Here is a 26,425-nt window from a genome sequence, read left to right on the forward strand (position 1 = left end):
GAAGGCCGGCGCTTTCCGAGGTCGAAGTGTCTAGAACGCGATGCGCTTGAGCAGATCGCGAAGGGCTTCGCGTTCTTGCAGCGTCAACGCTGACAGGGACTGGTCCTCCGCGCGGCGGATAATCGCCTCGGCCCGCTTGTAGAGGTTCCGGCCCGCTGTGGTGGCCACAATGACCTTGGAGCGCCGGTCGCGCGGGTCCGTTTCGCGGGTGACGGCGCCGCGCTGCTCCAGCTGGTCCACCAGGGCGACGATCTGGCTGGGATCCAGGCTCAGGAAGTCCGCGAGTTCGCGCTGTGAAGGATTCTCGCCACTGCACGCGAGGGAGAGGACCGAATAGGAACGGACCTTCAGGTCCAGCTCCGCGAGCATGTTGTTGGCCCGTCCTGACCCCAGGGACCGGGCGCGCGCCGTGAGGAACTCGATCTCGTTGGCCAGTTCGGTGGTGTGGAGACGCTGGGCCCCGTTTGCGTTCTCGGCCAGGTCGGCGTCGTTGCCCCTGGTCGTTGTTTGTGCGGACATCGTTCCTCATCCGTTGATTGGTTCAATACTGTTGACTTTTTCAATGATATACGTTGTCATTGATATTAGTTCAGGATAACCCCAAAACACCGGCCTGAGGCCGGTGGAAGCGAAGGAGCTTTAAATGTCACTGGCAGGAAAAGTAGCCATTGTTACCGGCAGCGGACGCGGACTGGGTCTCGCCTATGCTCAGGAGCTCGCCCGCCAGGGTGCCGCCGTCGTTATTAATGATGTTGACGAGCAGGTGGCCCGCGAGGCCGTCGAGAGCATCACCGGTGCCGGCGGCAAGGCTGTAGCCGTTGTCGCTCCCGTTGGTTCCACCGAGACCGCCCAGCAGTTGGTCAAGACCGCCGTCGAGTCCTTCGGCGGGCTGGACATCCTGGTCACCAACGCCGGCGTGCTGCGGGATAAGTCCCTGCTGAAGATGACCGACGAGGACTTCGACCTGGTCATCAACGTGCACCTGCGCGGGACCTTCACCTGCGTCCGCGAGGCCTACGCCTACTTCAAGGAAAACAACGTTGCCGGCCGCATCATCACCATCGGGTCCCCGACCGGGCAGCGCGGCAACTTCGGCCAGACCAACTACGCCGCCGCGAAGGCCGGCATTGTCGGTATGGTGCGCACCTGGGCGCTGGAAATGAAGAAGGCCGGCGTCACCGCCAACGCCATCATCCCGGTAGCGGCGACGGCGATGACCAAGACCGTGCCGTTCTTCCAGAAGGCGGTGGAGGCCGACGAGCGAGGCGAGGCCATGCCGGACTTCTTCCGCAAGGACCTGGGCTTTGGAACGGCCGACGACGTTGCCGGCCTGGTGGCTTTCCTCGCCTCCGATGCCGCGGCCAAGGTGACCGGCCAGGCGATCGGTGTCGGCGGCGACCGCCTGCAGCTTTGGTCGCACCCGGAGGCCGTGGCCACCGAGTACAAGGACGGCGGCTGGAGCTACGAGGAACTGGTGGAGCGGTTCGATGATCTCTTCGGCGAGCGGCTGCAGAGCGTGGGCGAGGAGTTCCCGGAACTGCCTGTCGAGCTGCAGCCCGAGGCTGCGGGAGCGAAGTAAACATGGCGGCGACGGCATACGAACTCGGGATCGACGCCTCGGCGATTGAAGCGGTAGACATGCACGTGCACGTAGAGATCGACAACTGCGGCCACGTGTCCCTGCCTCCGGCGCTGAATGACGCGTCGAGCAAGTACTTCAAGGCCGAGGAACGCACACCGTCTCTGGACAGCATCGCGGAAACCTACCGGGCGCTGAACATGGCCGCCGTCGTCTTCACTGTAGACGCGCGAACCAAGCTCAAGCGCGAACCCAATAGCATCGAGGACATCGTGGAGGGCGCGGCGCGGAACAACGACGTGCTGATCCCGTTCGGCTCCGTTGACCCGCTGACCGGTGCGGACGCGATCGACCGGGCCAAGCGGCTGGCCGGCGACTACGGGGTGCGCGGCTTCAAGTTCCACCCCAGCCTGCAGGGCTTCGACCCGAGCAATGAGCAGTACTACCCGCTCTGGGAGGCGTTGCAGGAAATCGGTCTGCCCGCAATCTTCCACACCGGCCAGAACGGCATGGGCGCTGGACTGCCCGGCGGCTACGGCATCAAGCTGGCGTACTCCAATCCGCTGCTGCTTGACGCCGTCGCCGCGGACTTCCCGGAGTTCCAGATCATCATGGCCCACCCCTCGGTGCCCTGGCAGGACGAGGCGAATTCGATTGCCACGCACAAGGCAAACGTGTTCATCGACCTCTCCGGCTGGTCTCCGAAGTACTTCCCGGAGTCGCTGGTCAAGATGTCCAACTCGGTGCTGCAGGACAAGGTCCTGTTCGGCACCGACTACCCGCTGATTACCCCGCAGAAATGGCTCAGCGCGTTCGCTGACCTGCCGCTGAAGGACGAAGTCCGGCCGAAGATCCTGAAGGCCAACGCCGTGAAGCTGCTGGGCCTCGAGGCTGGGAGAAAGGCATGAGTGTGGCCGCAGACGTACGGACCGGCGCCGCGGCGGGACGGTTCTACCCCTCGGACCAGTACGCCTTCTCGTCCCTGCTTACCGAGAATGAACTCGCGGTGCTGGGGCGGCTGCGCAAGGTGCTGGACGAGCAGGTCCAGCCGCTGCTGGCCGACTACTGGGAGGCCGGAGAGTTTCCCTACCAGATTGCGCAGCCGCTGTTCGATCTGAACCTGATGGAACCCTCGCAGCCGGACGGCGGCGCTGCCGCCAGCGGGCTCTATGTGGGTTTCCGGAACTTTGAACTGGCCCGCACTGATGCCTCTGTGGCGACGTTCTACAATGCCCAGTCCGGCCTGTTCCGGACCGCTGTCAATCTTGGCGGCAGCGCCGAGCAGGCGGCGGAACTGGACCCGAAGATCCGCTCCTTTGAGTACAAGGGCGTCTTCGCGCTGACCGAGCCGGACCACGGCTCGGACATCGCCGGCGGGCTGGAAACCAGCGCCCGGAGGGACGGGGACACCTGGACCATCAACGGCGCCAAGCGCTGGATCGGGGGAGCGGCCTCCGCCGACGTGCTCGCGGTTTTCGCCCGGGACGAGGCGGACCAGCAGGTCAAGGCTTTCCTTGTTCCGACCGACGCGCCGGGCGTGGCCATCTCCAAGATCCACCGGAAGACCTCGCTGCGCCTGATGCAGAACGCCGATATCGACTTCCGCGATGTGACCGTGCCGGAATCCGCCCGGTTGCAGAACGTCAACTCCTTTGCCGACGTCGCCTCCATGCTGCGGAACATGCGCTCGGACGTGGCGTGGATTGCTGCGGGTCTGCAGGCCGGGGCCTACGAGGCGGCGGTCCGGTATGTGAAGCAGCGCCAGCAGTTCGGCAAGAGCCTCGGCAGCTTCCAGCTGGTCCAGGAGAAGCTGGCCACCATGCTGGGCAACGTCACCGCTTCCCTTGGCATGGTGGTGCGGCTGACCCAGCAGCAGGAACAGGGCATCTACGCGGATGAGAACTCCGCGCTGGCCAAGATGTTCTGCTGCGCCCGGATGCGCGAAACCGTCGCCCTGGCCCGCGAAGTGGTCGGCGGCAACGGGATCACGCTGGACACCGACGTCGCACGTTTCCACGCGGATGCAGAAGCCGTCTATTCCTACGAAGGCACGCATGAGATCAACGCGCTGATCGTCGGGCGGGCCATCACGGGCAAGGGCGCCTTCCGCTAGATATTCGTCAATACCCTCAACATCTACCTTTCAGGAGCATCTTATGAGCAACCTCGTTGTCACTTTCGAAGAACTGTCCGGGCTGGTCGGCAAGGACCTCGGCTACACCGATTACCTTGAGATCACCCAGGACCAGATCAACACCTTCGCCGACGCCACGAACGACCACCAGTGGATCCACACCGACCCGGAGAAGGCCAAGGACGGTCCCTTCGGCGCCCCGATCGCGCACGGCTTCCTCAGCCTGTCGCTCATCATCCCGCTGTGGAGCGAACTGTTCGACGTCGAAGGCGTCAAGACCAAGGTCAACTACGGGCTTGACCGGGTCCGCTTCACCAACCCGGTCAAGGTCGGTGCCAAGGTCCGCCTGCACTCCGTCATCGCCGAAGTCACCGAAGTCAAGGGCGGCGTGCAGATCAAGACCAGCAATACCATCGAGATCGAAGGCGAAGAACGTCCCGCCGTCGTCGCGGAATTCCTCGCCCGGTTCTACGCCTAACCCCACGCCAGGACAAGTCAGCGTCCGGGCGAAGTCAACACCCACCTCAAGGAAGAGGCTCGTTATGAAAAGGCATTTCTCCAAAGTTCTTGCCGGCGGCGCCATCATCGCCCTTGCCCTGACTGGCTGTGGCTCAGGCTCTCCATCCGGCACCGGTGGCGGCGCTGCCGGCGAGACCGGCGCCGCCAGCGGTGACCTCACCAAGATCACGGTCGGCGTGCTTTCGATCGCCCCGTCGGGCGCGATGCAGTACGGCATCGAGGAGGGCATCTTCGAGAAGCACGGCCTCGAACTGGAACTGCAGACAGGGCAGGGCGGTGCGGCCATGCTGCCGGCCGTTTCCACCGGGACCATGAACTTTGCGGTGGGCAACCCGCTCTCAGTCATGACCGCCGCGAACAAGGGCCTGGACATGAAGATCGTCTCCGGCTACAGCAACTCGCGGGCCGAGGGCGAGGACAACAACGCAGTCATCGTCAAGGCGGACTCGGGCATCGAGGACTTTGCCGACCTGGCCGGCAAGACCACCGCGGTCAACACACTCAAGACCCAGGGCGACCTGACCATCATGGAATCGGCCGCGATGGACGGTGCGGATCCGTCCAAGCTGAACTTCAGCGAAATGCCGTTCCCGGACATGGAAGCACAGCTGGAGCGCGGCAACGTGGACGCCATCTGGGTTCCGGAGCCGTTCCAGTCACGGGCGCTGTCCAACGACAACTACAAGCTGTTGGGCTATCCGAACCAGAAGACGCTGCCGGGTCTGCCGACCATGGTGACCTTCACCAGCGGCAGCTATGCCGAGCAGAACCCGGAGATCGTGGCGGACTTCAAGGCGGCGGTGACCGAAACATTGACCGCCGCAGAGGCCGACACCGACGGCGTCCGCGCGGTCCTGCCGGAGTTCATGGGCATGCCGGAGGAGGTCGCCAAGAACCTGAAGATGGAAGAGTTCGACGGCGAAGTCCGCACCGAAGTGCTCAACGACATGGGCGAGCTGATGGTCAAGTACGAGTACGTGGACAGCGCGCCCGACGTCGCTGCCATGACCGTGCAATAACAGCCGGCACATGTCCAACAGATGGGCGGTTCCCTGCACGGGGAGCCGCCCATCTGTGTGTCCGGCAGCCTAGTGGCCGAACCTGTCGGCGTCGAGAATTTCGTCGTCGCCGGTGTCCAGGGCGCTGATGCGGCGCAACTCGTCACCGGTGAGGACGAAGTCGAAGATGCTGAAGTTCTCTGCCAGCCGCTGCGGATTCGACGACTTCGGGATGACGACGTGCCCCAGCAGAGTGTGCCAGCGCAGCACGATCTGGGCCGGCGTCTTCTGGTACTTTTCGGCCAGCTCGGTTATGACAGGCTCCTTGAGCAGCTCGCCGCCGCGGCCAATGGGGCTCCAGGCCTGGGTAGCGATCCCGCGTTCCTGGTGGATGGCGACGATGTCCTGCCGGGTGTGCCGCGGATCCAGCTGGATCTGGTTGACCTCAGGCACCAGGCCCGAATCGAAGAGGTGCTGCAGATGGGCCGGCTTGAAATTGGAGGTGCCGATGCCCCGGACCCGGCCGTCCGACAGCAGCTTTGTCATGCCCGCAAACGCATCGACGTACCGGTCCTGGGCGGGATTGGGCCAGTGGATGAGCAACAGGTCGATGTACTCGACGCCCAGCCGGCGGGCACTGGCTTCGAAGGCCTGCTCAACGCCGTCGTAGCTGTGCCATTCCTTGTTGAACTTGCTGGTCAGGAAGACGTCGCTGCGGTCCAGCCCGCTGCGCCGCAGGCCTTCGCCGACTCCTTGTTCATTGCCGTAGTTCTCGGCGGTATCGATCATCCGGTAACCGATTTTCAGGGCAGCCTCGACGGCATCGGCTGTTTCCGCGTTGTCCATGGGCCAGGTGCCAAGGCCAAGAAACGGCAGCTTGGCGCCGTTCCGCAGCTCAATGATCGGAGCAAGTTCTACGCTCACGGGACCTCCTGTGATCGTTTTTGAAGCATCGGCGGTATTGCCAGACCCTCAGCCTAAGGGCTCCCGCGCTCGGGTTGAACCCGGAAAGCAAAAGCGGAGAGCCGCTGCCCTGGCTGGTGCCAGTTAACAGCCGCTCTCCGCTCGATGCCTGGTGAAGACGCTTACGCGTTGACCAGTTCCACCGCGCCGGCCAGGGCGGAGACGACACCGGCAACTTCGGCGGCCGATTCGGCGTGGTCCTTGGGGTGGGTCGTGGCGAAGACCTCGAAGCGGGCGCCGATGGAAAGCTTGGCGTCCTCGAGCACCTTGGCCTGGGCGATGCCCAGTGCCTTGCGGGCGTCGTCGTGCGCCCACTGTGCACCATAGGGGGAGGGTGAGGTGCCGATGACGGCGGCCGGCATGCCGTTCAGCGCGCCGGTGCCGAAGGGGCGGGACAGCCAGTCGATGGCGTTGTTCAGCACGGCCGGGGTGGTGCCGTTGTATTCGGGGGAGACCAGCAGCACGGCGTCGGACTCCTTAGCGGCCTCGCGCAGTGCCTCGGCTGCTGCCGGAACAGAGCCTTCAACGTCCAGGTCCTCGTTGTAGAACGGGATGTTCTCGAGGCCGTCGTAGATCCGTACGTCGGTACCTTCCGGGGCGACCGTTGCGGCGGCTTCGGCCAGCTGGCGGTTGATGGAACCATTGCGAAGGCTGCCGACGAGGGTCAGGACCTTGATGCTCATGAAATCTCCTAGCAAAGTAGTACGTGCACCATCGGTAACCACGTACTTCCCCGCAACCATTCCCCACACCGGCTGTTTCGCCCTGTGTTTCCGCTCACGGCAGGCTGGGAAGCCCGTTCGCTCAGCCCTGCTTTTGTTCGCGGGTTTCGAGCCAGGCGAGCACATCGCGCAGCCTGATGCGCCGGTGCGTGCCGCGGTATTCCACCGGGATGGTCCCGGCATCGGTCAACCGCCGCATGTAAGTGAGTGAAACGCCGGCGACTTCGGCTGCCTGCGAGGTATTGAGCAGGTCCTCGGCCGAGCTGACCATGACTGCGTCGCCCTGGGCAAAGCGCTGCAAAACATCGACGACGGCGTCGCGCGCCTGGGCGGGAAGCTTCACCGTGGTGCCGTTGACGAAAACGGTTACATCATCGCTGTCCGCCAGGGCCCGGGCCAGCCGCTTGGTCTCGGCGTCGGACAAAGCGTCGGTGGTGCGGGGTTTCAACTGCGCCATAGTCACACCTTAAGCCACAGCTGCTGCACAGGCGGGGCGCCGGGCCGTAGGCGCACAAAGCGCGTGAACCGCGTGATGTTGGCCGCATTCTTCATCCAAGAAGTTAGCCGGTTGCGCCTGCGTTAAGTAGGCTCTAGGTATGCCCACGTTCAGAAACAGCCGCGCCGCAGCACTTCCTGCAAAACTTTCCCGTTCCTGGCTCCTCGCCTCGGCCGCTGATGAAGCCAATTTCGCTCCAGCGCTGGCGTCGGAAGCCGACTCGGTGATCTTCGACATGGAAGACGCAGTGCCGGCCCCGGGCAAGGCTGAAGCGCGCGAACGCGTGGTGGAAGCGCTGTCCACCGGCATGACGGCCTGGGTGCGCGTCAACGGCATCGACACCGAGTACTGGGCCGATGACCTGGCGGCGCTGTCCAAGGCGCCGGGGCTCCGCGGCGTCATGCTGGCCATGACCGAGCGGCCAGACCAGGTCACCCATACCGCCATGCGGCTGCAGGCCGGCACACCGGTGCTCGCGCTCATCGAGTCGGCCATCGGCATTGAGAACGCCACGGACATTGCGCGCGCTCCGGGCACCTTCCGCCTGGCTTTCGGAGTGGGCGACTTCCGCAAGGACACCGGTGCCAGCGACGATCCGATGGCACTCGCCTACGCGCGCTCCCGGCTGGTCGTCGCGTCCCGCGTAGGGCAGCTGCCCGGCCCGATCGACGGCCCCACCGTGGGCGCGCTGGGCGATGACCTGAAGCAGGCCTGCAAGGTCACTGCGTCCATGGGCATGACCGGCAAGCTGTGCCTGCTGCTGGAAGCCGCGGACACCATCAATAAGTCGCTTTCGCCGAGCGAGTCCGAAATCCGCTGGGCGCACGAACTACTGGAAGCGCATGCCGCCGGGGCCGTGGTGGGCGACGGCTCCTACCTGCCGCGACTGGCCCGCGCCGAAAAGATCTCCTCGCTGGCCGACTCCTACGGACTCTGGAACGCGTAAGGTTTTCGGGCGTCCGGGACCTACTGGATCAGCAGGTCCCGGAGGCTCAGCGGCGGACGGCCGGTGAGCAGTTCGACGTCGTTGGTCGTCTTGTCCAGCTCGCCGTTGGCGATCGCCGTGTAGGTGCTCACCCACGCATCCAGCTGCCAGTCCGGCGCGCCGTAGTGCGCCCGGGAGGCGTACGCTTCTTCCACCGTTTCATTGAGGAACGACGTCGGCCGTCCCGTAGCGTCGGCGATGATGGCTGCCGCTTCGGTCAGATTGATTGATTCCGGGCCGGTCAGCTCGTACGCGAAGCCGGCGTGTGCCATGGGCTGCTGCAGGATCGCCGCCGCGGCGCGGGCCACATCCTCGCGGGCTACGAAGCCGGCCTTGCCGTCGCCGGCCGGGCCGCGGATGACGCCGTTCTCGTCGGCAAAGTGCGGCAGGATGTCGGCATAGAAATTGTTCCGCAGCAGCGTGTGCTTGCGGCCCGTTTCCCGCAATTTCTGCTCGGTGGCGTAGTGGGTCCGGGCCAGGGTGAAGGTGGCTTCCGGTCCGGCGCCGAAGAACGAAGTGTAGATGATGTGCTCCACACCCGCCTCGACGGCGGCGTCGATGAACGTCTGGTGCTGCTCGAGGCGGTCCCAGGATTCGGAGGCGGAAACCATCAAGAGCGTTTTGATGCCTTCCAAAGCACGGCGCGAGGCGGCCTTGTCGCCAAAGTCGGCCTGCGCCGTCGTCGTTCCTTGAAGTTTCGGAGCCTTGGCTTCGTCACGCACAATCAGCCGTGTCGGCAGCCTCGCCTCGGAGAGCAGCCGGGCAACCATGCCGCCCAGGGAGCCGGTGGCTCCGGTGATGGCGGTTTCGGCGGCAGACACGGGACTGGATTGAGCGCTCATGGGTACAGCATATTCCGCTCCGCCTCGGGGCACGGAAGTTCATCCGGTGTTTGCCCGGCCGTTGCCGCACACGGTTAGCGTGAGGCGGGTGGCAGGTCTATTTGTAGCGCTCGGGGATAGCTTCACGGAGGGTGTGGGGGACCGCAACGCCAAGTTCCCCAACGGGGTGCGCGGCTGGGCGGACCGGGTGGCGAAGCAGCTGGGCAAGCAGGACCCGGAGTTCCGCTACGCCAACCTCGCGGTGCGGAGCAAGCGGCTGCACCAGATCGTGGCGGACCAGATCGAACCCGCCGTGGCAATGAAGCCGACGCTGGTTTCCTTTTATGCCGGCGGGAACGACATCCTGGAACTGCGCAAGGACATGGACGCCCTGCTGCAGCAGTACGAGAACGCGGTGGCGCGGCTGGCCTCCACCGGCGCGCAGCTGCTGCTGTTCACCGGGTTCGACGTGATGCTGCCGCCGGTGCTTGAGCCGATGCGGCGCCGCAACTGGCTGTACAACGAGGCGGTGCGCGAGATTGCCGGCCGGTACGAGGCGCTGCTGGTGGACCACTGGGCGTTCGAGATCTACCAGGACCCGCGGATGTGGGACACCGACAAACTGCACATGTCCCCGGTGGGGCACAAATACATGGCCGCGCAGGTGCTTTCGGCGCTCGGCGTGCGGCACACCCTCAAGCTCAAGCAACTGGAACCGCTGGAACGCGCGGGCTGGCGGGAGCTGGCTCGGGCGGAACGGGCCTGGCTGCGGGACTGGGTGGTGCCGATGTTCGGGCGCAAGCTTAAAGGCGTCACGCTGGGGGACAACCTGCCGCCGCGCTGGCCGGAGCCGGTGCAGGTTTCGGTGGGGCTGAAGAAGCTCGCTAAACAATCCGGCCGCGCGCCGGTCGGCTGACCCCCGGGGCCTAAACTGGTTCCATCATGAAGACTATGCGCAGATTCAAAACACCCTTCGTCTGGCTCGTCGTTGTGGCCATGGTGGCCACGATCGGGGCGGGCTTCATCACGCAGTTGGCCGGGCAGTAAGGGGCGCAGCAAGAGGTGGCAATCCAGGATCCGGGCGAGACCGGGCAGGCCTTTCCCGCGGCCCCGGACGTTTACAGCGAACCCACCCGCAAGGTCGGACCGGGCTGGATCACCGCCGTCCTGCTGACCAACCTCGGCATCAACGCGGTCCTCTTCGCCTCGCTGCAGGTGCTGCTGGCCCAGCAGTCGCAAAGTTTCGACGCCGCCAACAAGGAAGCCGTGCTGGCGCTGGCCACCGGGTTCGGCGCGGCCGTATCGCTGGTGGCCAACCCGATCGCCGGGGCGCTGAGCGACCGCACTACCTCGCGGCTGGGCCGCCGCGTCCCGTGGGTCCTCGGCGGGACCATTCTGGCCTTCGCCGCCCTGCTTATGCTCGCCGGAGCCCCGAACATCGCCGTCATGGTGATCGGCTGGTGCCTGGTCCAGGCCGGCTGCAACGGCGCCTACGCCGCGGTGACGGCCACCATTCCGGACAAGGTGCCCACGCTGCAGCGCGGACAGGTGGGCGGCTTGGCCGCGATGGGCCAAACCGTGGGCATCGTCTTCGGTGTGGTGCTGGCCAATCTCGCCGGCGGCTTTGTCCTGGGCTACATCTACTGCGCCGTGTTCCTGGCCGTGAGCATCATCGCGTTCCTGGTCAAGGGCCGGGATATCCCGCTGGATCCGGCCCTCCGCCCGCCGTTTGTGTGGGGCCGGTTCCTGAAGAGCTTCTACATTTCCCCGGCCAAGTACCCCGATTTCGGCTGGGCGTGGCTGACGCGGTTCCTGGTCAACCTGGGCAACAACCTTTTCACGCTCTACCTGTTCTTCTTCCTGCAGGACGCAGTGGGCCACACCGATCCGGCCGCCGGCGTGCTGATCCTGACGGGCATCTACGCGGTGATGGTGATGATCACCGCCGTCATCGGCGGACCGTGGAGCGACCGGCTGGGCCGCCGGAAGCCGTTTGTCATCGCTTCCGCGGTGACCATTGCGACGGCGTCCCTCCTAGTGGCGTTCTGGCCCAGCTGGCCGATGGCCCTTGTGGCGGCGGCGGTGCTCGGCGCCGGTTTCGGCATGTTCCTGGCGGTCGACTTCGCCCTGCTGACCCAGGTGCTGCCCAACGCGGCGGACCGGGGCAAAGACCTGGGCGTGATCAACGTGGCGAACTCGCTGCCGCAGGTTTTCGCTCCGCTGGTGGCGGCCCCCGTGGTGCTGTATCTGGGCGGCTACACCGCACTGTTTGTGCTCGCTGCGGTGGTGGGGCTGCTCGGGGCCGTGTTCGTGGTGAAGATCAAGGGCGTGCAGTAGGCGGGCAGTAACGGAATAATCCGGGTGGAACCGGCCGTTACGCGGTGTGGGGACCCCGTTCCCCATTGTTTCTACGGCCTGTAGAATTTAGGTGTCAGGACGGCAGCGTCGAAAGGAAGCTTGTGGATATTTTCCTCGACCTTCCGTTGGGCTGGGCGATTCTGGCACTGTTCTGCGTCGCAATGATGCGCGCCAATGCCACCTACTGGATCGGCCGCGGAATCGCCGCCGGCGGCCGCCATACGCGGTTCGAGCGGCACCTGAACGGCACCGTCATGAAGCGCGCCGAGCGGTTCATGAACACTTTCGGACCCTTCGCCGTCACGCTGTGCTTCCTCACGGTCGGCATCCAGACCGCGGTGGTCAGCAGCGCCGGAATCGCGAGGATGCGCATGATCCGGTTCCTGCCCGCCGTCGTGCTGGGCAGTCTCCTCTGGGCCATCGTCTACGCCACCGTGGGGATGGCGGCGATCGCGGCCTGGGTGGCGCTGGTGCTCGCGTCCCCGGCCGCCGCCGTCGTTATTGTGGTGGTGCTTCTGGGAATCCTGGGCTTCCTGATCTGGCGCAGGAACCGCGGCAAGCGGCAGAACCCGCAACCGGAAAAACTAACGACGGCGGAGCCCGCCGAGGGCGCATCCGATCCAACATTCAGTGCGGCGCCACCGGACCACACGGACCGTTCCGCATAGGCTGGGGCTATGGAAGCCCAGATCATCGTCACGCTCGTTTGCGGCCTGCTCATCGCCGTCGGTGTTGCCGGAATTATTGTTCCCGTGCTGCCCGGTGCCATCACCATCGGCGTCAGCCTGCTCATCTGGGCGCTAGTCCTGCAGAATACGGTGGGATGGGTGGTCTTCGGTCTGGGCGCAGTGCTGGTGGTTGCCGGCATGCTGGCCAGCGCCGTCCTGACCGGCAAGCGACTGAAAGGCCGCCAGATTCCCAACCGCTCCATTGTGGTCGGCGTGGTGGTTGGCCTGGTGGGAATGTTCGTCATCCCAGTGGTGGGCCTGTTTGTTGGTTTTACGGTAGGCCTGCTGCTCAGCGAGTACCTGCGCCAGCGGGAACTCCGTCCCGCCCTGCACTCGAGTGCCGTTGCGCTGAAAGCGATGGGGATCGGCATCCTGATCGAGCTGGGCTGCGCCTTTGCGGCCGGCAGCATCTGGAGCATCGGCGTGATCCTGCACTTCTTCTTCTGACCCCGCGGCCTTCCGCCGGGCGGCTCGCCCACCGCCTTACTCTTCGTGGAGCAGACCCGTGATGCGGTAGGGGATGACCTCCCGCAGGAACATCTGTGTGGACGTCCTGGTGATGCCCGGGCACAGCCTGATTTCCTCGCTGACGCGGTACAGGTCATCCGGACTCTTTGCGACCACCCGCAGCAGCAGGTCGGTGTCTCCGGCCGGCGCGTGGCATTCGAGCACCTCCGGAATGTTCCGCAAGGCGTCGATGGCGTCATTGAGCTTGCTCTGGTCCAGTTCGGCGCTGACCATGGCCGTGACTCCGCGTCCGACAGCTTCGGGAACCACCCGGGCCGAATTCGGACGCAGCGTGCCGGCGGCAGCCAAGCGTTCCAGCCTGGAGTGCACCGTGCCGCGGGCCAGCCCGAGCTTCTGCGCGAGCAGCATGACGGGAATCCGGGGATCCTCATCGAGGGCAAGGAGGATTTTGCGGTCCGTCTGGTCGAGTTGCTGCAAAATGACCACTTCCTGTCCTGCCAAGCCTGCTTACTTTGATCAGTTTGACCAACTAATAAACCAACTATTGCACGGATTGTCCGAGCCCTGTTGAAATGGATTCCAGAACGGGCCGCGCCACAAGCAAGTGCCCGTGAGGTGCAGGAGAAACGGCACAACCCGCCGCGAACCTGTCAAAGGAGCCCGCAAGGCACCGACCTTGTTGTTCACACAGCTTTAGACCCCTGAATCCGCCGATCCTGGCAGATACAGGGGTCTTGCTGTTTAGGCGCACTGGATGGGCGGGCGTCAGCCGGAGGCCTCCACCGGGGTCTGGGCCCGAGGCTGGAAGAACCGGCGGTAACCAAGGAACAGCACGATGGCCAGTCCAATGGTCACCGTGATGAACGTGAGCGTGGTGTCTCCGGACAGGAAGCCGCGGAAGATGCTGTAGATCAGGGTGAAGAGGCTGCCCAGCATCACGCCGTTGGCCAGAACCCTGTTCCGCTTCTCAAGCAGCAGGCTGAGCCCGAGCATCACCACCGATGCTGCCAGCGATACCGTGGTGACATTGCGGTTGTAGGCTTCGTTTTCCTCCATCCAGGCACGGTTCGCGATCTCGTATTCCTGCTGGGCCTCCTGCTGCTGAGCCAGCTCTTCATCCGTGGGCGCCGCATTCGTCGGGACGGACAATTCGATCGGGAATTCCGGCATCTCGGGCGGAGGGTAAAAGGTGCGGACGCCGAGACCGACGAACAACGCAAGAATGACCCCGAGGAAGACCGTGTAAACGGCCTTGAGTACTTTGTCGTCCATGAGCAGATTCTAGGTCTGTTGCCGGTTGCGAGCGTGGCCGCGGGAGAAGTGCTCCCGATTCGTTATTGCCGTCCGTGGCCTGCAGCCGCGTAAAGGTTTTTAACGCCTCAGCTTGTTCCGAAGCCGCCAGCCGCCATATGATCGAACGCAGTGGCACGGGGCTTTAGCTCAGTTGGTAGAGCGTTTCGTTCGCAATGAAAAGGTCAGGGGTTCGATTCCCCTAAGCTCCACTATTGACGGGGATTATTGCCTCGCTCCGGGGATTACCCCTCACTATGTCTCTTCGGCTAGTCTGAAATGCCATTGTCATCGCACGAACGGGCCGCTAGGACGGCTTTACCGGCTCAGAGAGATACGGACTGAAGTCAGGCCTCCCCCGGCAATTCGCTTCAAGCCATTTCCTTGTGCTGTCGCGGTTCTCGGGTGTTCCACCCCGGCCACAGGTCCCGCAACTATTCTTGCGTGCTGAAGCGGGGATGGCTGCACCAAACCTCTAATCTTCATTAATGGCGTGCTCTGACAAGGGCAATCATGGTTTAGCCGGAGCGGGGTATGTGGCTACGGAGCTTCCGTCGGCGCGATGGCTAGGGCCCACATCCCCGTGGCGTTCACCGCACCCACTTTTCAATTTGGCCGGCAGGCAATTCCACGGTGTTGGCGACCGGTGTGCCGCAGGGAGCGATGCCTGAACTGATCTCACCATCGGCCCCTGCGATCTTCACCGACATGGAGCTAAGGCCTTGCAGGCCATGGTGATGCGTTCCAACCGGGACCTCCCGGTAAGAAGGTCATCCCGGCGTCACCACCCGGTGCGATACCGCCGGCGCCTGCCGAAACCCCTCCGCCTGCCACAGGTCCCCACCGAGGACCTTCTGCGCCCACGCTTCCGGATCGCTGTGCAGGCTTGCCGACTCGGCTGAGTGGCCGCCCACGCAAGCCGTCAACGACAGCAGCAGGATGGCCGTGGCGGCGACGGGCAGCGAACGCGTTGTCATGACGGCAGCCGAGCTAGGAACCATGACCATTGGGAGGCTCAAGCCCCTCACCTCCGAACAAGCTCCCAATTTATTCGCGCTGCTTGCCCAGATCCAGTTGCCCGCGCGCCAGCTTCTCCAATCCCTCCTGCAGGGCCAGAGGGGCAAGTTCCCATATCGGACGGAGTGGAGCCCAAAGCCTGTGATGCCGTAGGTGTCCCGGGGGAGGAGTCGTTCTTCGGCGACTTTCTGCAGGGCCTCCAGCTGGCCGATGACGTCCTCGGAGGCGCGAACAGGTTGATCAGCACGGCATCCGGAACGGTGCAGGCTACGGTTGAACCACGCTATGCGAGTCGCCGTCGCGGTCGCCTTCGTAATCCGGAAAGACATCGGCGCTGAAACCGATCCCTGCCCTGGCAAGGGGCAGAGGCCTATGGGTTTGATCCCCCGCGGGGTGACGAGGAACGGGGCCGGCGGAACCTGCGAAAGCAGTAGAAGAGGATGAGCAGTGCTATCAGGCCGGAGGAGATCAAGGCGAGTCCGACGCCCCATCCTCCGGGAAACCACCACTGCTCACCGAACATCCACCAGTCCGGCATGGACGGTCGGACAGTCCATACGACTCCTGTCGCAACAACCATCAGCCCGCCCATGGCGCCGGCTAGTATACGGGGCCACGTTTGCACTTCCGCCATCGCTAATCTGATCGCGCGGATCTTGACGCGGCCAACCAGATGCTTTGCCCAGGCGTTGTGCACCGAGAGCACCACCAGGCCGCTCACGATGGCAAGCAGGCCCGGGCCCGGTAGTACGAGCATCGCGACACCAACCAGGATGAGGGTCCAGCCGAGCACCTCGACGCCGGTCCGCCGCACCCACAGCGGGATGGCATCGATCCTTCTCCCCATGGGGAAATCCTCCCATGGGTGCGTCGTCTGCAGAGCAGAAGGCTCCGAATCGGTCCGGAGAAAAAGACCTTGCCCGCCAGGTCTGCCCGCCGCTAGAGCTCAATCCTGTACTGGAGGTGGCTGAGACAGCAGGCGTCGGCCAGGACGTGCCGCCTACTCGAAGCGTTCAACGTCCCACTCGAGGATTCGCGGTTCTGCAAGACCTTCGGTGACGAACGGATCATCGGCGAAGAAACGTTCAGCGTCCTCCCGCGAAGTGAAGATTCCCATCGAGGCGCCGGCAGGATCGGCGGTCTGGAACGGGCCGAGAGCAATGAGCCCGCCGCCGTCGGCACGGAAAGCCTCATAGTAGGTCTTGTGACGGGGAAACGTCTCTATAACGCGCGAGAGGTCGATGCCATCACGCAGGCTGTACATCACGACGTATTCCATGGACGCGATCCTACCGGCGGCTTAGGTAGCACGGAAGATTATCTACGCGCATGCCATCTCGTCAAGGGCTGGCTGGACGCTTGCGGGTGAAGGACCGGCGAACATGACACTGGTCCCTTTCGTGCAGGACGCCGCCCCATTGACCTGCCCTGATCCCGGGCGTGTACTAGAAATGAACGGGCGCCGGCAGGAAAGGCGCCATGCCGGCAAGTGGCCCGAGCGCATGCGGTAGGGCCGGGAGCGAGGAACCCATGGGTGAGGTGCGGGAGATCTTGGACAGGATGACCGCGGCCATGACGTCGAAGGATTTAGCGGCGTTAGCTGCCTGTTACGCGGAGGATGCGGTGGCCGTTACACCTGACCAGGGCGAACTCAGCGGACGTGACGCTATCCGCAGCTACATGTCGCAGCTGACAGAGGCGTTTCCGGACGCCGTCTACGAGTCTATTGAAAGGCACGAGGCTGGAAGCGTCGCAATCGACGAGGGATATTTCATCGGGACCCACACCGGCCAAATGCACACGCCCTCAGGTGAGACTGTGCCGCCGACTGGCCGGCAGCTGAGGCTTAGAAGCTGTGATGTTGCCCGAGCCGAAGGCGGCCTGATAACTTCCCACCACTTCTACTGGGACCAGCTTGATTTCATGATGCAGCTGGGACTTTTGCCGGAACCTGATCCCGGAACCCTCTAGCCCCTTTGACCAGGAGCAGTTCGTCCAAGTTCGCCTGGGCGGGCAAGACTTCCTGCGCAGGCGGCGCCGGATAGCCGGCTGTCGTGAGGCAAGCCACCAAGCGGATATTGCCGTTCCCCCCTTAAAACGTTTCTCCTGTGCAAATAATGGGGAGTACAAACAGAATGGAGGAAGCAACATGCGTGGAAGCAATCTTATTTGGACCATCGTAGGCGTCCTGGCAGCCATTGCCTTGATCATCTGGATCGTTTCGGCGGTTTAGGACATCTCCTCCGAGCAGTTAGAAGAAGCCCCGGTCGCATTCGGCCGGGGCTTCTTTGCGCGCCACCACGTTGGGCGCTGCCGCAGTCAGCTGTTCCCGAAGCCGGGTCGCAAAGACTAAGCGCGAGGAGGACTTATTGTGGAGGCAGGATACGTTCGGCTATCGAATCGAGGAACACTATGACCACGCTCAAAGAACAGCTCCAGGCTGACGTCGTCGTACATATGAAGGCAGGCAACAAGGTTGCTTTGACCACCGTGCGCAACGTTCTGGGGGAAATCGCCACGCGCGAGAAGTCGGGCAAGACACCCATGGAACTGGATGATGCCCAGGTGACTGCCCTCCTGCAGAAGGAAGCAGCCAAGCGACGCGACACCGCCAATACTTACACGGAAGCGGGACAGGACAGCCGCGCTGCCGCCGAGATTGCCGAAGCGGAGATCATCGAGGCCTACCTGCCGGAGCCGCTCACGGCTACTGACGTGGAGGCCATCGTGGACGAGGTCATAGCCAGCCTCAAGGCCGACGGCGCCGAGCTCTCGATGCGGCAGATGGGCGTGGTGATGAAGCCGGTCACTGCCAAGGTCGCCGGCCGTTTCGACGGCAAGGCTGTCAGCGAGATCGTCCGCACCCGTCTCGCGCAGTAGCTGCCCGCACGCCACCGATAAGTGGCACACTCTGTTCCATGCGTGAATTCGTTGTCCTCGGCACTGGCTCGCAGGTTCCTACGCGGACCCGCAACCACAACGGGTACCTGCTGCGCTGGGACGGCGAGGGGCTGCTCTTCGATCCGGGGGAGGGCACGCAGCGGCAGATGATTCATGCCGGTGTTTCCGCCGGTCAGATCACGCGCATCTGCCTTACCCATGTCCACGGCGACCACTGCTATGGCCTGCCCGGCGTGCTGTCGCGCATGGCGCTGGACGGCGTCGCCCACCCGGTGCACCTGCACTATCCGGCCTCCGGCGAGGAAGTTGTCAAAGCGCTGGTGTCCGTTTCGTCCCCGGGCATCGATCTGCGACTGCATCCGCACACGGAGGCTGGGCCGATCGCGCCGGGACTCGAGGTGCGGCGCTTGCATCATCGCATCGAAACCTACGGCTACCGCCTCGTCGAGCCTGACGGCCGGACCCTCCTGCCGGAGAGACTCACAACTGCCGGAATTTCAGGGCCCGACGTCGGACGGCTGCAGCGCGAGGGGAAGCTGCGCGGCGTGAGCCTGGAGGACGTAAGTGTCCCACGGGCTGGCCAGCGCTTCGCCTTCGTGATGGATACGGCTCCTTGTGCGGGTGCCGAGGAACTGACGGCCGGCGCCGACATGCTGGTGGCCGAGTCCACGTTTGACGACGACGACGCCGAGCTGGCCGCCCAGTACCGCCACCTCACCGCCGGACAAGCAGGTGCACTAGCGGCTGCCGGCGGGGTCGGGCTGCTGGTGTTGACCCACTTCTCGTCGCGCTATGTCGACGTTGGCCCGCTGGCGGAACAGGCGCGGGCGCAGGCGGGCGGAGCAGCTGTCCAAGCCGCAAATGACTTTGACCGGATCGCCTTCCCCAAGCGACGGCGGCAATCTGCTTAGAGGTTTTTCCAAGCCTCGTATACGAAAGTAACTAGTGGTCAGAGACCCCAGATGGTCAAAGGCCCCGGACCCCGACAGCTCGCCCCAGCTGCCGGGGTCCGGCTATATCCGCAGGCAGCGGAGCGCGAAGTGGAGGACCGGGACGAGCCGGCCCTCCACGCACAGCCTGACGCCGCGCTTCTTGTTGATCCTAATTAATGCTTGCCGTCGCGATCACGGTTACAAATGCGGACCGAGTCGTCGCTACGTACCCAGCCTTCTTCTTCACTGTGGGTGAAGGCCACATAGCGACCGCAACGTAGGTCGCGGAACTTGACGGTGAAGTCTTCCTCATCGTCGTCGAGCCATACGCGGTCCTTCTCCACGAAATGTCCGTTACGGAAAAGGTAGACGGTTACCCTCTGGTCGTCTTCGTAGTTCTCGCCGGTGACCTCGACGGCCCTGTTCCGGATCCTTTCGATATCCAGTTCAGCGTCGTCATTATCGCCGTCGTCCCAGTCACGCCCATTGTCGTCGTCCCAGTCACGCCGATTGTCGTCGTCCCAGTCACGCCGATTGTCGTCGTCCCAGTCACGCCGATTGTCGTCGTCGTCGTGGCCCCGGCCGTCGTCGCCCCGACCTGGCCCATCCGCAACGGTGGCGGATCCGGTGTCTGCGCTGGCTGGTGCTGCAAATCCCAGTCCTGCGAGGAGTCCAAGCAACATGCCTGTGATCAGAGTAAACACGCGCCAAGTTACTGACTTTTTCATGATGACTTTTACTTCCTGGTTTTTGCCGGGCACAGCGAACCCCTCGGGCGTTCGCCTCGTTTCCCTAAAACGGCACAGGCCCCCGGCCGCGCATCATCGCGTGCCGTTCATGTTGTGCGAAGACCGATCGCGGCATCACTCGGACCGGCTCGTTATCGTACACAGTTCCCAGTTTGCTTCAACTGGTGAAGCCCTCCCCAAGGAGCTTGCCCCTACACCGTGCTTCTGCGGTGTGTCTGTAACAGTAGGCCTGCAATAACTCGCCTACAACCCCGAAATTGGGTATTTACTTCAGCCGTTAGGCCGCGCAGAACCTCCCGGGCACTCCCGCAAATTGGGGGGCCTTGTTCAAACCTCAGTTGGCGGGCTCGTGGCGCGAGAACGTCAGCGTCTCTCCGCGCGCTCCGTCCATCCAGATGCTCTGGCAGGCAGCGGCCATTTCTTCGAGTCCTTCGACCACGGTCCCGAAGACATTTCCCGGTACCCACCCCTGGTCCCCATTGATCAGCAGGTTGTTGCGGCCGTAGAACAACGCCAGGTCGATGATCGCTTCCGGTGTCTGGACCCGGTCGTCGTCCTTGTAGCCGTACGCAGGGGTGTGAAGGATGTCCGCGTTGAAGGTGAAGTAGCACAGGTCGCCGGGGATCGGGGTGATGGTGGTGTTTTCCGGCCCGGGCTCCTGCGGCGCGAACGCCGGAAGCAGGTTGTAGATCTCGTTGCGCGCATACTTGCCGTGGAAGACCTGGCCGGATTGTGGCAGCGCATCCCAAACTGCTGCTGCCGTCCTCGGAGCCTCTTCATCAAGCAGCCTGGCAATGCAGGAGACTTGCCGCTGCTCCAGCGAAACCTTGATAAACCGCGCCACGTGATTCTCCTTGCTCGGGCAGAAAAAATACACAAAAAATTTCCTCGAATTCTTAATGCGAGCGTAACCGATCATGCCCTACGATTGTCAACAATCAACCATTACAGGACGCGTGGGGGAGGGGAAAATGACTTCAGTTGCGAGCTACGCAAGTGTTGTCCCGGCAGGACCGCTAGTGCTGAACAAAATCGGCGTTGTCGCCCCTTATGACATGGCCTTGGACCACGAGATGGCGCGCTGGGCCGAAGGGCGCGCTGACCTCTATTTCGCGCGCTCGCCCTTCGAGCCTGTCCTGGTCGGCGTCGAACAGGCCGAGCTTGTGAGCCGGCCGGACATTGTCGCCGACACGGCCTGGCGGATCAGCGCCGTATCACCCGATTGCTATATCTACGCTTGCACCTCCGGCAGCTTTATCCATGGCCTGCAGGGTGAACGGGAATTCGTCTCGGCCGTGCAGGGTTACGGCGTGCCCAATGTCCTCACCGTTTCCGGCGCCATCCTCAAGGCCCTGGCGGCACTCGATCTGCACAGCATCGCCGTCGCCACGCCCTACACAGCACCCGTCACCGAACGCTTCGTGAAGTTCCTGAATGAGGGTGGGATAGACGTCCGGCACGTCTCGATGCTTGGGTTGTCGGGTGAGATCTGGAAGGTCCCCTACTCCTACACAGCCGAACTGATCGTTTCCGCGGACCGGCCTGATGCCGAGGCGATCGTGGTGGCCTGCACCAATTTGCCGACCTACCACTTGATCGAGCCGCTGGAGCGCCTGCTCGGCAAGCCCATCATCACCGCCAACCAGGCCGTCATGTGGGCCGCCCTCCACCATCTTGGCCTGGCGCCGGTGGGGCCGGGGCAGCGGCTCCTGGCCGTCCACCCTACTGAACGATAGAACACCGAAAGAAAGAAAGCAGGTGCAGAACATGACCCGAGTGCCCACCATCGGACTGCTCTACCCCGGAGTCGGAGCCGAGGACGACTTCCCCCGGCTGGAACAACGCCTTGCGGGCCAGCTTCGGTTGCCGGTGGTCACGACGGCCGGCGGCGACGTGCTCCATACGGTGGACACTCTCCTGAGCGTGGGCAGTTCGGCAAACCTGCTTGAAGGCGCGCGCCGGGTCGCTGCCTACCAGCCCGACGCGGTGATGTGGGCCTGCACCTCCGGCTCCTTCGTGTACGGCTGGGAGGGCGCGCAGGAGCAGGCCCGCCGGATCGGCGAAGACCTGGGCCTGCCGGCATCCTCGACCTCGCTGGCCTTCGCGCACGCGGTCAAGCACCTCGGGTTGTCTAGGGTGGCCATTGCCGCCAGCTACCCCGAAGACCTGGCCCGGCACTTCCGGCGCTTCCTCGCGGACGCAAGCATCGACGTCGTTCATCTGGGCAGCAGCGGGATAGCGACGGCGGGGGAGGTGGGCCTGATGGGCTTGGACGACATCGCCCGCATGGCCGCGGCCGCCGACCGTCCCGAAGCGGAGGCGGTGCTGATCCCGGATACCGCCATGCACTCGCTGGCCTGGCTCGACGAACTCGAGGACGCCGTCGGCAAGCCCGTGCTCACGGCCAACCAGGTCACCGTCTGGGAGGGGCTGCGCATCGCCGGCCTGCTGCGGAACTTCAGCGGCCTGGGCAGCCTGTTCCGCTCCACCGAAGCCATCCGAATTCCGGCAGGAAGCTGATCACCATGACCACCGAAACAACGACGACGGCGCTCGCCGACTTCTCCGCGGCGGAACTCCTTCAGGGGTACAAGGCCAGGGAAATTTCGCCGGTCGAGGCCACTGAGGCGAGCCTGGCGCGCATCGAAGCGCACAACGCCGAATTCAACGCATTCTGCCTCGTCGCGGAGGATGAGGCGCTGGCGGCAGCACGGGAGTCGGAGGAACGCTGGGCCGCGGGCAAGCCGGCCGGGCCGCTGGACGGCGTGCCGACCTCGATCAAGGACCTGCTGCTGACCAAGGGCTGGCCGACGCTGCGCGGTTCCAAGCTGATCAGCCCCGACCAGGATTGGAACGAGGATGCTCCGGTGGTCGCCGCGATGCGCGCGGCCGGTGCCGTGTTTGTCGGCAAGACCACCACGCCGGAGTTCGGTTGGAAGGGCGTGACGGACAATCCGCTGACGGGCAACACCGGCAACCCGTGGGATGCGTCCAAGACCTGTGGCGGTTCGTCCGGCGGTTCGGCAACCGCCGTCGCACTGGGCATGGGCGCGCTGTCCGTCGGGACCGACGGCGGCGGCTCGGTGCGCATTCCGGCGTCGTTCTCCGGGATTGTGGGCATGAAGCCGACCTACGGCACCATTCCGCTGTACCCGCCGACCCCGTACGGCACGCTGGCGCACGCCGGACCGATGACGAGGACGGTTCTGGACAATGCCTTGCTGCTGGATGTGCTCGCCGCCTCCGATCCGCGGGATTGGTCCGCGTTGGCGCCGCCGCGGCAGTCCTTCACCGAGGGGCTGCACGACGGCATCAAGGGGCTGCGGATCGCCTTCAGCCCGGACCTGGGTTTCGCTGACGTTGATTCGGAAGTGGCGCGGTTGGTGGCCCGGGCCGTTGACCTTCTGGCCACGCTGGGCGCGGAGGTCGAGACTGTCGATCCGGGCATCCAAGACCCGATCAACGAGTACCATGCGCTGTGGTTCGCCGGGGCCGGCAAGGTCATCCGTGCCTATGACGAGGCGCGCTGGGGCGAGCTCGACCCGGGACTGCTGGAGGTCTGCCGGCAGGGCCACGCGTTGACCGTGGACCAGTACCTGGACGCCAACGCCGTCCGGGCGAAGCTGGGCCAGCGGCTGGGCGCTTTCCACGAGCAGTATGACCTGCTGGTCACGCCAACCATGCCGATTCCGGCGTTCGACGTCGGCTGTGAAGTTCCGCCGGGATCCGGCCTGAAGCGGTGGGCCCAGTGGTCCCCGTTCACGTACCCGTTCAACATGACCCAGCAGCCGGCCATCAGCGTGCCGTGCGGTCTGACTGACTCGGGGCTGCCGGTGGGGCTGCAGATTGTGGGCCCGCGGCACGCCGACGCGCTGGTGCTTCGGGCTGCCGCGGCGTATGAGCAGGCGCGCGGGGAATTCGGGCGGCCGCCGGTGCTTGCGGCAGGGGAGCGACGGGAGTAGTCCGGCGCCGGAGCGTTCAGCTGACGGACTGTTCAACCGGCGGAGTGCTTAGGCGCTGGCCGGCGCCGGGACTGCTGCGGCGTCGGGCTTGGAAACAGCGGCCGGCTTTGCCGCCGCTCCGGCCGGTGTCTTCCCATCGCGACTAGGTGTCTGTCCGTCAGGCGAAGGCGCGTCGGCGTCGGCTTCGGCAGCTGTTATGTCTGCTTCCTGCAGCCGCAGCATTTCCTCCATGGACTCAGTGAGATCCACCGTCGCTGTATCCATGTGGTTCACGATGGCGGCATGCAGGCCCTCGGCGTCCTTCGCGACGAGCAGGTCGATCATCTGCTGGTGCTCCTCGACCAGCATGTCGATCCGGCGGTAGGAGATCTTGACGTGGACCATGCAGATCCGGGATTCGGCCGCCAGGGTGACGAACATGCGTGAGAGACGCGAATTGCCCGAGGCCGCGACGAGTGTTTCGTGGAATTTCAGGTCCAGTTCGGCGACCTTGCTCCAGTCCCGCGCCGCCACGGCGTCCGGCAGCTTCCGGACCAAAGTGGTCAGCTTTCGTGCGGCCTGCTTGACGGCCTTGTCGCCGGCTCCGATGATCTCGGACGCGGCCGCCGTTTCCACAGCACGCCGGGCGATGTAGATCTCATGGACGTCCTTCGGCGTGAGCTCCAGGACGAAGACTCCGCGGTTCCGGTGGCCCACGAGCAGGCCCTCCTGGCTCAGCCGCTGGAGTGCTTCGCGCACAGGCCCGCGGGACACTTTGAGCTTCGCGGCGATGGCAGCCTCGGTGACCTGCTCGCCCAGCTCAAAGGAGCCGTTGATGATGCGGTTCCGCAGCCGGTTGGCGATCAGGACAGCGGTGGGACGCTCCTCCAACGCCGCCAGATCGTCAAGTCCAGGCATGTTGGAAGCCCTCCGTCGATTGTTGACCATTCGCTAATGTCATCACGACCATTCTAGGTCGTCGGGCTTGGCAAATGTGGATTGTCAACAATCAAGAATGCTATTGGCCGGGATTCCTGCGCTCCTTGAGCTGCCTGAGTTCCTCTTCCGCGCCCAGCCTGGTCTCCAGTTCCTCGAAGGCCTGCAGTACCTGCGGCGAGTTCGGGTCCGACCAGGCCAGCTCTTCGTAGGCCGCGGCCTGGGCCTGCATCCGGCGGGCCTCCTGCTCCGCTTCCCTTGCGGCGGCGTTGGCAGCGGCGGCCTGCTGGCCGGACGCGGTCAGGGTTTCGCGCATTCCCAGGGCCGCCTGCGCCGCGTTATGGTCTGCCTTGAGGGACTGGTAGCGCAGCCTGGAGTCCTCGATCCCGTGCTCCAGCCGCATTAAAGTCTGTTCGAGCCCGCGCACCTGAGCGTCCAGCTGCTGGCGCTGTGCCGTCAAGGTTTCCAGCCGCTTGCCCACGGCGATGCTGCGCTGCAGAGCCTGCCGCGCGCCGTCGTCGTTCCCTGCCTGCACCGCTTCTTCAGCGGAGCGGTTGAGCGAAGCCACCTCAGCGGCGGCCTGCTCGGCCAGCAGCTCCACGCGACGGCGGTTTGCGGCGACGTCCGCGACGCTGCGGCGGGCCTGGTCCAGCAGGTCCAGCTGTTGCTGGTGGGCGCCATCGAGAGAGCTGATGGGGTTCTCGGGTTCCTGGTTAGCAGCCGACCGTTTGGCCCGGATGATGCGGGAAAGGCGTCGTCCGATCGACATGGCAGGATCCTTAGCGGTGAGAGGAGCTGGGCAGGGTCAGGGCCGTGGTCAGGGGAGCTGCCGCGAGCCGTAGGCCGTGTTCCAAGTCCGGAGGGCATCCACTTCCATCGCCAGATGCGTACTGACGCGCTCGATCTGCGAGGTGCTGACGGTATGTCCGTTCTGCAGCAGCGACTGGCGCAGCTCCGCGGACAATCCGGACAGCCGTTCAACCTGCTCGGCAAGTCCCGGGACCAGCGTCTTGCGCAGCTGCGGATTCGGTTCACGCTGGGCGAGATGCAGTTGTTCGTCCAAGGCGCGTTCGGCGCGGGCAAGATTGGCAGCTACCGCCGGCAGATCGCCCAGCGGCCGGCCCTGACCATCGGCGGCAGCGAGCGAGCGGACGGTTGCCTCGGAGGATCGCTCCAGCTGCATTCTCAGCCGCGCCAGTTTGCGTCCGGCATCGTCCGCGGCGACCGACCGGACGGCCATGCTGCCCTTCCGCACCCCGCGCTGCACCACGCCGGAACGCCGGATCCGGCGCACCACCAGCCAGCACGTGACGGCGAATGCCAGACCCATGGCAACTACCACGGCGCCGCCAATCAGCAGGATCTGCGGCACTACCTCGGTCACAAATTCGGTGGCACTGGGGTCAACGGTGGTTGGGAGCATAACAACCATTCTGCCCTCCCGGGTCTGCTTCTTGCTAGTGGCGTGATCCGGGCAACGAAAAACGGAGCCGGTCTCTTCGTGAGAAGAAACCGGCTCCGTTTTGGAAATCAGTGTGCGGCGTTAGCCGCAGCCACCTTTAGAGGGCGCGGATGTTCGCTGCCTGCAGGCCCTTGGGGCCCTGGGTGGTCTCGAACTCGACCTTCTGCTCTTCGCGCAGTTCGCGGTAGCCACCATTGGCTTCGATAGCCGAGTAGTGAGCGAAAACGTCGGCAGAGCCATCGTCCGGAGCGATGAAGCCGAAGCCCTTTTCGGAATTAAACCATTTCACAGTTCCTGTTGCCATTTTTGTACTCCTCTAGAGCCTTGAATGAGATCCCGCTTTTCGGGACCCCTCGCAGCGGTGTTCTTTACGGCCGTTCAGAGAAGCACAAGTCACTCCGGCGGAGGAACCTGTTGCTAAAAATC

32 protein-coding genes and 1 tRNA gene are annotated in these 26,425 nt (G+C 64.3%); 17 read left to right on the forward strand and 16 right to left on the reverse strand.

Annotation, left to right across the window (positions count from 1 at the left end; translation table 11 throughout):
• Positions 1-30: 30 nt before the first annotated feature.
• Entirely contained in the window at positions 31-519 is a 489-nt protein-coding gene (locus tag AC3A4M_RS15800; protein WP_498729612.1) for a MarR family winged helix-turn-helix transcriptional regulator, read from the reverse strand.
• A 124-nt stretch (positions 520-643) separates the two neighbouring features.
• Between AC3A4M_RS15800 and AC3A4M_RS15805 the strand changes: the two genes are divergently transcribed.
• The 5 genes from AC3A4M_RS15805 (at position 644) to AC3A4M_RS15825 (ending at position 5,251) form a co-directional block, all read left to right on the forward strand.
• Positions 644-1,579 (forward strand): SDR family NAD(P)-dependent oxidoreductase, encoded by a 936-nt coding sequence (locus AC3A4M_RS15805; protein WP_498736796.1) that lies wholly within the window; start codon positions 644-646, stop codon positions 1,577-1,579.
• 2 nt (positions 1,580-1,581) lie between these two features.
• Positions 1,582-2,487, forward strand: coding sequence for an amidohydrolase family protein (locus AC3A4M_RS15810; protein WP_498736797.1), 906 nt, complete (start codon positions 1,582-1,584; stop codon positions 2,485-2,487).
• Positions 2,484-3,692, forward strand: a complete 1,209-nt coding sequence (locus AC3A4M_RS15815) for an acyl-CoA dehydrogenase family protein (protein ID WP_498736799.1) — start codon at positions 2,484-2,486, stop codon at positions 3,690-3,692. Before AC3A4M_RS15810 ends, AC3A4M_RS15815 begins: the two co-directional genes overlap by 4 nt.
• 43 nt (positions 3,693-3,735) lie before the next feature.
• Positions 3,736-4,191 (forward strand): MaoC family dehydratase, encoded by a 456-nt coding sequence (locus AC3A4M_RS15820; protein ID WP_074700654.1) that lies wholly within the window; start codon positions 3,736-3,738, stop codon positions 4,189-4,191.
• Positions 4,192-4,255: 64 nt separating this feature from the next.
• Entirely contained in the window at positions 4,256-5,251 is a 996-nt protein-coding gene (locus AC3A4M_RS15825; RefSeq protein ID WP_498736801.1) for an ABC transporter substrate-binding protein, read from the forward strand.
• A gap of 69 nt (positions 5,252-5,320) precedes the next feature.
• Here the strand turns inward: AC3A4M_RS15825 and AC3A4M_RS15830 are convergent, their stop codons facing one another.
• The 3 genes from AC3A4M_RS15830 to AC3A4M_RS15840 all read right to left on the reverse strand — a co-directional run bounded on the left by AC3A4M_RS15830 (position 5,321) and on the right by AC3A4M_RS15840 (position 7,372).
• Positions 5,321-6,154, reverse strand: coding sequence for an aldo/keto reductase (locus tag AC3A4M_RS15830; RefSeq protein ID WP_498736803.1), 834 nt, complete (start codon positions 6,152-6,154; stop codon positions 5,321-5,323).
• Positions 6,155-6,315: 161 nt separating this feature from the next.
• A complete protein-coding gene (locus AC3A4M_RS15835) occupies positions 6,316-6,876 on the reverse strand; it encodes an NAD(P)H-dependent oxidoreductase (RefSeq protein WP_498736805.1) in 561 nt (186 codons plus the stop codon).
• A 121-nt stretch (positions 6,877-6,997) separates the two neighbouring features.
• Positions 6,998-7,372: a helix-turn-helix domain-containing protein gene (locus AC3A4M_RS15840; RefSeq protein ID WP_498736807.1), complete on the reverse strand. Its 375-nt coding sequence runs from the start codon at positions 7,370-7,372 to the stop codon at positions 6,998-7,000.
• 139 nt (positions 7,373-7,511) lie between these two features.
• Here AC3A4M_RS15840 and AC3A4M_RS15845 point away from each other — a divergent pair, with 139 nt between their 5' ends.
• Complete coding sequence (locus AC3A4M_RS15845) at positions 7,512-8,357, forward strand: HpcH/HpaI aldolase/citrate lyase family protein (protein WP_498729598.1); 846 nt, start codon at positions 7,512-7,514, stop codon at positions 8,355-8,357.
• A 20-nt stretch (positions 8,358-8,377) separates the two neighbouring features.
• Here the strand turns inward: AC3A4M_RS15845 and AC3A4M_RS15850 are convergent, their stop codons facing one another.
• Positions 8,378-9,238 (reverse strand): SDR family oxidoreductase, encoded by an 861-nt coding sequence (locus AC3A4M_RS15850; protein WP_498736809.1) that lies wholly within the window; start codon positions 9,236-9,238, stop codon positions 8,378-8,380.
• 88 nt (positions 9,239-9,326) lie between these two features.
• Here AC3A4M_RS15850 and AC3A4M_RS15855 point away from each other — a divergent pair, with 88 nt between their 5' ends.
• The 4 genes from AC3A4M_RS15855 (at position 9,327) to AC3A4M_RS15870 (ending at position 12,750) form a co-directional block, all read left to right on the forward strand.
• The gene (locus AC3A4M_RS15855) at positions 9,327-10,133 is read left to right on the forward strand and encodes an SGNH/GDSL hydrolase family protein (RefSeq protein WP_498736811.1); all 807 of its coding nucleotides are present in this window, start codon (positions 9,327-9,329) and stop codon (positions 10,131-10,133) included.
• A gap of 152 nt (positions 10,134-10,285) precedes the next feature.
• Positions 10,286-11,554: an MFS transporter gene (locus AC3A4M_RS15860; protein WP_498737080.1), complete on the forward strand. Its 1,269-nt coding sequence runs from the start codon at positions 10,286-10,288 to the stop codon at positions 11,552-11,554.
• 122 nt (positions 11,555-11,676) lie between these two features.
• Complete coding sequence (locus tag AC3A4M_RS15865; protein WP_498736813.1) at positions 11,677-12,243, forward strand: DedA family protein; 567 nt, start codon at positions 11,677-11,679, stop codon at positions 12,241-12,243.
• A 9-nt stretch (positions 12,244-12,252) separates the two neighbouring features.
• A complete protein-coding gene (locus tag AC3A4M_RS15870; RefSeq protein WP_074700665.1) occupies positions 12,253-12,750 on the forward strand; it encodes a DUF456 domain-containing protein in 498 nt (165 codons plus the stop codon).
• 36 nt (positions 12,751-12,786) lie between these two features.
• Here AC3A4M_RS15870 and AC3A4M_RS15875 read toward each other — a convergent pair whose 3' ends face one another.
• Both AC3A4M_RS15875 and AC3A4M_RS15880 read right to left on the reverse strand, forming a co-directional pair.
• Entirely contained in the window at positions 12,787-13,257 is a 471-nt protein-coding gene (locus AC3A4M_RS15875; protein WP_498736815.1) for an Lrp/AsnC family transcriptional regulator, read from the reverse strand.
• Between the two features lie 279 nt (positions 13,258-13,536).
• Positions 13,537-14,043, reverse strand: a complete 507-nt coding sequence (locus AC3A4M_RS15880; RefSeq protein WP_498736817.1) for a hypothetical protein — start codon at positions 14,041-14,043, stop codon at positions 13,537-13,539.
• Positions 14,044-14,200: 157 nt separating this feature from the next.
• Here AC3A4M_RS15880 and AC3A4M_RS15885 point away from each other — a divergent pair.
• Positions 14,201-14,273 (forward strand) — tRNA-Ala (locus AC3A4M_RS15885).
• 558 nt (positions 14,274-14,831) lie between these two features.
• Here the strand turns inward: AC3A4M_RS15885 and AC3A4M_RS15890 are convergent.
• The 3 genes from AC3A4M_RS15890 to AC3A4M_RS15900 all read right to left on the reverse strand — a co-directional run bounded on the left by AC3A4M_RS15890 (position 14,832) and on the right by AC3A4M_RS15900 (position 16,357).
• A complete protein-coding gene (locus AC3A4M_RS15890; RefSeq protein WP_498736819.1) occupies positions 14,832-15,038 on the reverse strand; it encodes a hypothetical protein in 207 nt (68 codons plus the stop codon).
• Between the two features lie 410 nt (positions 15,039-15,448).
• Positions 15,449-15,925 (reverse strand): PGPGW domain-containing protein, encoded by a 477-nt coding sequence (locus AC3A4M_RS15895; protein WP_498736821.1) that lies wholly within the window; start codon positions 15,923-15,925, stop codon positions 15,449-15,451.
• 153 nt (positions 15,926-16,078) lie between these two features.
• Positions 16,079-16,357, reverse strand: coding sequence for a YciI family protein (locus AC3A4M_RS15900; RefSeq protein ID WP_498736822.1), 279 nt, complete (start codon positions 16,355-16,357; stop codon positions 16,079-16,081).
• Between the two features lie 251 nt (positions 16,358-16,608).
• On the opposite strand from AC3A4M_RS15900, the gene AC3A4M_RS15905 reads away from it, so the two are divergent.
• The 3 genes from AC3A4M_RS15905 to AC3A4M_RS15915 all read left to right on the forward strand — a co-directional run bounded on the left by AC3A4M_RS15905 (position 16,609) and on the right by AC3A4M_RS15915 (position 18,890).
• Positions 16,609-17,049, forward strand: coding sequence for an ester cyclase (locus AC3A4M_RS15905; RefSeq protein WP_498736824.1), 441 nt, complete (start codon positions 16,609-16,611; stop codon positions 17,047-17,049).
• Between the two features lie 441 nt (positions 17,050-17,490).
• A complete protein-coding gene (locus tag AC3A4M_RS15910; protein ID WP_498736826.1) occupies positions 17,491-17,958 on the forward strand; it encodes a GatB/YqeY domain-containing protein in 468 nt (155 codons plus the stop codon).
• 38 nt (positions 17,959-17,996) lie between these two features.
• Positions 17,997-18,890, forward strand: coding sequence for a ribonuclease Z (locus AC3A4M_RS15915; RefSeq protein WP_498736827.1), 894 nt, complete (start codon positions 17,997-17,999; stop codon positions 18,888-18,890).
• Between the two features lie 194 nt (positions 18,891-19,084).
• Here AC3A4M_RS15915 and AC3A4M_RS15920 read toward each other — a convergent pair whose 3' ends face one another.
• Both AC3A4M_RS15920 and AC3A4M_RS15925 read right to left on the reverse strand, forming a co-directional pair.
• Positions 19,085-19,672, reverse strand: coding sequence for a hypothetical protein (locus AC3A4M_RS15920; RefSeq protein ID WP_498736829.1), 588 nt, complete (start codon positions 19,670-19,672; stop codon positions 19,085-19,087).
• 322 nt (positions 19,673-19,994) lie between these two features.
• Positions 19,995-20,504 carry a DUF3830 family protein gene (locus tag AC3A4M_RS15925; protein ID WP_498736830.1) on the reverse strand — a complete coding sequence of 170 codons (510 nt, stop codon included), beginning with the start codon at positions 20,502-20,504 and terminating at the stop codon, positions 19,995-19,997.
• 127 nt (positions 20,505-20,631) lie between these two features.
• Here AC3A4M_RS15925 and AC3A4M_RS15930 point away from each other — a divergent pair, with 127 nt between their 5' ends.
• From AC3A4M_RS15930 to AC3A4M_RS15940, 3 genes are read left to right on the forward strand one after another with little or no spacing between them, the layout of a single operon-like run.
• Positions 20,632-21,396 carry a maleate cis-trans isomerase family protein gene (locus AC3A4M_RS15930; protein ID WP_498736831.1) on the forward strand — a complete coding sequence of 255 codons (765 nt, stop codon included), beginning with the start codon at positions 20,632-20,634 and terminating at the stop codon, positions 21,394-21,396.
• 31 nt (positions 21,397-21,427) lie between these two features.
• Positions 21,428-22,180: a maleate cis-trans isomerase family protein gene (locus tag AC3A4M_RS15935; protein WP_498736832.1), complete on the forward strand. Its 753-nt coding sequence runs from the start codon at positions 21,428-21,430 to the stop codon at positions 22,178-22,180.
• Positions 22,181-22,185: 5 nt separating this feature from the next.
• Entirely contained in the window at positions 22,186-23,622 is a 1,437-nt protein-coding gene (locus AC3A4M_RS15940; RefSeq protein WP_498736834.1) for an amidase, read from the forward strand.
• A 48-nt stretch (positions 23,623-23,670) separates the two neighbouring features.
• Here AC3A4M_RS15940 and AC3A4M_RS15945 read toward each other — a convergent pair whose 3' ends face one another.
• From AC3A4M_RS15945 to AC3A4M_RS15960, 4 genes are all read right to left on the reverse strand, one after another.
• On the reverse strand, positions 23,671-24,519 hold the full coding sequence (locus AC3A4M_RS15945; RefSeq protein ID WP_498736835.1) for a GntR family transcriptional regulator: 849 nt from the start codon (positions 24,517-24,519) through the stop codon (positions 23,671-23,673).
• Between the two features lie 100 nt (positions 24,520-24,619).
• Positions 24,620-25,306: a PspA/IM30 family protein gene (locus tag AC3A4M_RS15950; protein ID WP_498736836.1), complete on the reverse strand. Its 687-nt coding sequence runs from the start codon at positions 25,304-25,306 to the stop codon at positions 24,620-24,622.
• A gap of 48 nt (positions 25,307-25,354) precedes the next feature.
• The gene (locus AC3A4M_RS15955; RefSeq protein ID WP_498736839.1) at positions 25,355-25,960 is read right to left on the reverse strand and encodes a hypothetical protein; all 606 of its coding nucleotides are present in this window, start codon (positions 25,958-25,960) and stop codon (positions 25,355-25,357) included.
• 136 nt (positions 25,961-26,096) lie between these two features.
• Positions 26,097-26,303 carry a cold-shock protein gene (locus AC3A4M_RS15960; protein ID WP_074700699.1) on the reverse strand — a complete coding sequence of 69 codons (207 nt, stop codon included), beginning with the start codon at positions 26,301-26,303 and terminating at the stop codon, positions 26,097-26,099.
• Positions 26,304-26,425 lie beyond the last annotated feature (122 nt).

This window comes from Arthrobacter sp. Soil_C_60 (assembly GCF_057656375.1).

Excerpts from the sequence above, each read along its gene's own strand:
- AC3A4M_RS15800 (WP_498729612.1), bottom strand. The coding sequence starts at position 519 with ATGTCCGCACAAACAACGACCAGGGGCAACGACGCCGACCTGGCCGAG.
- AC3A4M_RS15805 (WP_498736796.1), top strand. The coding sequence starts at position 644 with ATGTCACTGGCAGGAAAAGTAGCCATTGTTACCGGCAGCGGACGCGGA.
- AC3A4M_RS15810 (WP_498736797.1), top strand. The coding sequence starts at position 1,582 with ATGGCGGCGACGGCATACGAACTCGGGATCGACGCCTCGGCGATTGAA.
- AC3A4M_RS15815 (WP_498736799.1), top strand. The coding sequence starts at position 2,484 with ATGAGTGTGGCCGCAGACGTACGGACCGGCGCCGCGGCGGGACGGTTC.
- AC3A4M_RS15820 (WP_074700654.1), top strand. The coding sequence starts at position 3,736 with ATGAGCAACCTCGTTGTCACTTTCGAAGAACTGTCCGGGCTGGTCGGC.
- AC3A4M_RS15825 (WP_498736801.1), top strand. The coding sequence starts at position 4,256 with ATGAAAAGGCATTTCTCCAAAGTTCTTGCCGGCGGCGCCATCATCGCC.
- AC3A4M_RS15835 (WP_498736805.1), bottom strand. The coding sequence starts at position 6,876 with ATGAGCATCAAGGTCCTGACCCTCGTCGGCAGCCTTCGCAATGGTTCC.
- AC3A4M_RS15840 (WP_498736807.1), bottom strand. The coding sequence starts at position 7,372 with ATGGCGCAGTTGAAACCCCGCACCACCGACGCTTTGTCCGACGCCGAG.
- AC3A4M_RS15845 (WP_498729598.1), top strand. The coding sequence starts at position 7,512 with ATGCCCACGTTCAGAAACAGCCGCGCCGCAGCACTTCCTGCAAAACTT.
- AC3A4M_RS15850 (WP_498736809.1), bottom strand. The coding sequence starts at position 9,238 with ATGAGCGCTCAATCCAGTCCCGTGTCTGCCGCCGAAACCGCCATCACC.
- AC3A4M_RS15870 (WP_074700665.1), top strand. The coding sequence starts at position 12,253 with ATGGAAGCCCAGATCATCGTCACGCTCGTTTGCGGCCTGCTCATCGCC.
- AC3A4M_RS15880 (WP_498736817.1), bottom strand. The coding sequence starts at position 14,043 with ATGGACGACAAAGTACTCAAGGCCGTTTACACGGTCTTCCTCGGGGTC.
- AC3A4M_RS15890 (WP_498736819.1), bottom strand. The coding sequence starts at position 15,038 with ATGACAACGCGTTCGCTGCCCGTCGCCGCCACGGCCATCCTGCTGCTG.
- AC3A4M_RS15895 (WP_498736821.1), bottom strand. The coding sequence starts at position 15,925 with ATGGGGAGAAGGATCGATGCCATCCCGCTGTGGGTGCGGCGGACCGGC.
- AC3A4M_RS15900 (WP_498736822.1), bottom strand. The coding sequence starts at position 16,357 with ATGGAATACGTCGTGATGTACAGCCTGCGTGATGGCATCGACCTCTCG.
- AC3A4M_RS15905 (WP_498736824.1), top strand. The coding sequence starts at position 16,609 with ATGGGTGAGGTGCGGGAGATCTTGGACAGGATGACCGCGGCCATGACG.
- AC3A4M_RS15910 (WP_498736826.1), top strand. The coding sequence starts at position 17,491 with ATGACCACGCTCAAAGAACAGCTCCAGGCTGACGTCGTCGTACATATG.
- AC3A4M_RS15915 (WP_498736827.1), top strand. The coding sequence starts at position 17,997 with ATGCGTGAATTCGTTGTCCTCGGCACTGGCTCGCAGGTTCCTACGCGG.
- AC3A4M_RS15930 (WP_498736831.1), top strand. The coding sequence starts at position 20,632 with ATGACTTCAGTTGCGAGCTACGCAAGTGTTGTCCCGGCAGGACCGCTA.
- AC3A4M_RS15935 (WP_498736832.1), top strand. The coding sequence starts at position 21,428 with ATGACCCGAGTGCCCACCATCGGACTGCTCTACCCCGGAGTCGGAGCC.
- AC3A4M_RS15940 (WP_498736834.1), top strand. The coding sequence starts at position 22,186 with ATGACCACCGAAACAACGACGACGGCGCTCGCCGACTTCTCCGCGGCG.
- AC3A4M_RS15945 (WP_498736835.1), bottom strand. The coding sequence starts at position 24,519 with ATGCCTGGACTTGACGATCTGGCGGCGTTGGAGGAGCGTCCCACCGCT.
- AC3A4M_RS15950 (WP_498736836.1), bottom strand. The coding sequence starts at position 25,306 with ATGTCGATCGGACGACGCCTTTCCCGCATCATCCGGGCCAAACGGTCG.
- AC3A4M_RS15955 (WP_498736839.1), bottom strand. The coding sequence starts at position 25,960 with ATGCTCCCAACCACCGTTGACCCCAGTGCCACCGAATTTGTGACCGAG.
- AC3A4M_RS15960 (WP_074700699.1), bottom strand. The coding sequence starts at position 26,303 with ATGGCAACAGGAACTGTGAAATGGTTTAATTCCGAAAAGGGCTTCGGC.